Raw genomic sequence first — 3,267 nt, 5'->3', positions numbered from 1 at the left:
AAGAGGCATTTAAAGATAATTTAAATTGCGTTTTAATGCCATCACAATACTCATCTAAAGCCTCTGTTGAAGATGCAGTAGAGCTTTGTAAAAAGTTTGATATAAAATATGAGATTGTTTCAATTGAGCCAATGTTAAGTGCATATTTAAAAAATATGGAAGAAAATAGCCTTAGAATAGGAAATTTTAGTGCAAGATTAAGAATGTCAGTTTTATATGATATTAGTGCAAGAGAAAACTCTTTGGTTATTGGAACTTCAAATAAGAGTGAATTACTCTTAGGATATGGAACTATTTTTGGAGATTTGGCTTGTGCAATTAATCCAATAGGAGATATTTATAAAAGTGATCTGTTTGAGTTTGCAAAATATTTAGGTGTGAATGATAGTATAGTAAAAAAAGCACCTAGCGCTGATTTTTATGAAGGTCAAAGTGATGAGGCTGATTTGGGATATAGTTATGCTAAAATTGACTCTTTATTAAAAAAGATGATAGATGAGAATAGAAGCAATGATGAGCTTTTGGATTTTGGATTTGAAGATAAATTTATTGAGAATATTAAAAAAAGAGTAAAGATAAACGAATTCAAAAGAAGATTGCCAATTATTGCTAAAATATAGAAATTGAGGTAAAGATGAGAAATATTGCAATATATAAAGCAACTTTGGATAATGAGGAGATTGATCAGCTAAAGTCAGTTCTTCAAGCTAAAGATGATTTATCAAAAGTTTTAGAGTTTGAAGAGAAGATGGTTAAATATATTGGAGCAAAGTATGCTATTGCAACAGCAACTTCAACAGCTGCTCTTCATTTAGCTCTTAGTTCTATGAGATTAAAAAGAGGTGATAAGGTTTTAATGTCTGTAAACTCTTTTGTAAACTTACCAGAAACTGTAAGACATTTTGATGCAGAACCTATATTTGTAGATATAAATTTAGAGGATATGAATTTAGATATAGAGAAGTTTGAAGAGGCAATTATTGCAAATAAATCGAAAAAATTAAGAGCAGCGATTATCACTTTTATTGGTGGACTTGCTCCAAATTTAGACAAAATTTATGAAATAGCAAAAAAATACAATATTTTAATAATAGAAGATTGTAGAGCTGCATTAGGAACTACATACAAGGGTCAAAAAGTTGGAAATTTAAGTGCTGATATGACAATATTTTCAACAAACCCATCTCCATCAAAATATGCAATTAGCCGTTCAGGAGTTTTAGTTACAAATAATGAAGAGATAGCTAGTAGAGCAAAACTTTTAAGAACACATGCAATTACAACAGCATATGATAGTTATGGAAACTTAGATTATATTTATGATGTTGATGATATTGGACATAAATTTGATATTTCTGAACTAGATGCTGCTTATGCTATTGCTCAATTAAATAAAACAGATGGTTTTATAAAAAGAAGAAAAGAGATTGCAAAATTATATGAAGAGAGATTAAAAGATATTAAACATATCACTATTTTACCTCATAAAAATGAGCATATTTATACTCAATATATTATAAAAATATCAAGAAATAGAGATGCTTTTGCAAGAGCCTTAAAAGAAAAAGGTGTTTCAACGGCATTAAACTATATTCCACTTCATCTTTTATCTTATTATAAAAGTAAATACTCAATAAAAATTACAGCATTTCCAAATGCTTTGCATAACTATCAACAAATATTATCTTTGCCAATATATGCAGGACTTAGCAATGAAGATGTAAATTATATTTGTGATCAAGTTATTGATGTAGCAAAAGAGTGGATATAATTTGAAGCAAAAGCTTATTTTATGGCTTGAAAACTATCTTTTTTTTCCAAATAGTTTTCAAAAAATATTATCATATTTGCTTTTGCCACTTAGTTTTATATATCTTTTAGTAATTTTATTTAAAAGATTAAAAGCTTCAAAAATAGATTTTAATATACCAATTATCTCTGTTGGAAACTTAACTATTGGTGGAAGTGGAAAAACTCCAATAACAATTGAGTTAGCTAAAAATTTTAAAGATGTTTGCGTTATTTTAAGAGGTTATGGAAGAGAGTCTAAAGGGCTTTTTGTAGTTAGTTTAAAAGGTGAAATTAAAGTTGATGTAAAAACAAGTGGTGATGAAGCTATGCTTTTAGCATCAACTTTAAAAAATGCAACAATAATAGTAAGTGAAGATAGAGTAGAAGCTATAAAAAAAGCAAAAGAGTTAGGCTGTAAAATAGTATTTTTGGATGATGGTTTCTCAAAATATAGTATTAAAAAATTTGATATTTTATTAAAACCAAAAGATGAACCTACAAACTCATTTTTAATACCAAGTGGAGCCTATAGAGAGCCAAAGAGTTTTTATAAAAAAGCTAATCTGGTTTTAAAAGAGGATATTGATTTTAAAAGAGTTGTAACTATAAAAAAAGAGAATAAAGAAGTAGAACTTCCTAAAAAAACTATTCTTTTAACAGCAATTTCAAAACCAAATAGACTTTTAGAGTTTTTACCAAAAAATATAGAGACAATATTTTTTGAAGATCATCATAACTTTACAAAAGATGAGATAGATAATATTTTGAATAACCATAGAGATTTTGCAATTGTAACAACACAAAAAGATTTTGTAAAACTTGAAAAGTTTAATTTAAAAAATCTATATATTATGGATTTAAGTATAAAAATTAGTCAAAAAGTTGATTTTACAGCTTTAAAAAACTATATAAAAAGTTATAATTAAATATCTTTAAAGTTTGCAAAAACACCCTCAACACTTGGAACAGTTTTATAGTGAGTTTTTGTAAATCTTACATTTTTTGTTTTTAAATCGCATATTGCTATTCTAAAATTAGAGCCAACAAAAGGCTCTATTACACAAATAATCTTATCTTCAATCTGTCTTGTTGCATAAACAGTTCCTTGAAGTTCTCTAAAAAAGTATCTAGGATAACTAAGAGGAGTTATCTCTACAATATCTATATTCTCTTTATTATTAAGTGTTTTTACAACATCCATAGCATCTTCATAAGTATCAAATGATATACACCAATCATCAAATTTTTTATTAAAATGTTGTAGATCTTCATCTAAAAATCCACCTGCGATTGATTGTAAAGCAAAAATTGACACAAAAACACCTTGAAAATTATATTTATAAAATATAATTTTATCATATTAAAGTTTTAAATCTAAGAAAATACTCTTTAGAAATATCGAATATTTGGGTATTAAAGAAATAAGATAATATAATCTTTTTTATTTAATATATTTTGAAATATTTATAAAAAGGA

At 26.3% G+C, this 3,267-nt stretch carries 4 protein-coding genes; 3 read left to right on the top strand and 1 reads right to left on the bottom strand.

All coding sequences use genetic code 11. The annotated features are described in order from the left end of the window. From WC168_RS09435 to WC168_RS09425, 3 genes are all read left to right on the top strand, one after another. On the top strand, positions 1-620 hold a 620-nt coding region (locus WC168_RS09435; protein WP_372618897.1), incomplete at its 5' end, for an NAD+ synthase. A gap of 14 nt (positions 621-634) precedes the next feature. Continuing rightward, positions 635-1,771, top strand: a complete 1,137-nt coding sequence (locus WC168_RS09430; protein ID WP_279135384.1) for a DegT/DnrJ/EryC1/StrS aminotransferase family protein — start codon at positions 635-637, stop codon at positions 1,769-1,771. 1 nt (position 1,772) lies between these two features. Then, a complete protein-coding gene (locus WC168_RS09425; protein ID WP_372618895.1) occupies positions 1,773-2,717 on the top strand; it encodes a tetraacyldisaccharide 4'-kinase in 945 nt (314 codons plus the stop codon). Here the strand turns inward: WC168_RS09425 and WC168_RS09420 are convergent. After that, positions 2,714-3,106: a hypothetical protein gene (locus WC168_RS09420; RefSeq protein ID WP_066161235.1), complete on the bottom strand. Its 393-nt coding sequence runs from the start codon at positions 3,104-3,106 to the stop codon at positions 2,714-2,716. The two genes, WC168_RS09425 and WC168_RS09420, sit on opposite strands and share 4 nt — an antisense overlap. Positions 3,107-3,267 lie beyond the last annotated feature (161 nt).

Origin of the sequence: Aliarcobacter sp. (genome assembly GCF_041672065.1) — a bacterium.
GTDB lineage: Bacteria > Campylobacterota > Campylobacteria > Campylobacterales > Arcobacteraceae > Aliarcobacter > Aliarcobacter skirrowii.
Note: the sequence above shows the minus strand (reverse complement) of the source record. Positions and strands in the feature narration are given on the sequence as shown.

What these genes read in the sequence shown, in the direction of transcription:
- WC168_RS09430 (WP_279135384.1), top strand. Translation starts at nt 635, where the DNA reads ATGAGAAATATTGCAATATATAAAGCAACTTTGGATAATGAGGAGATT.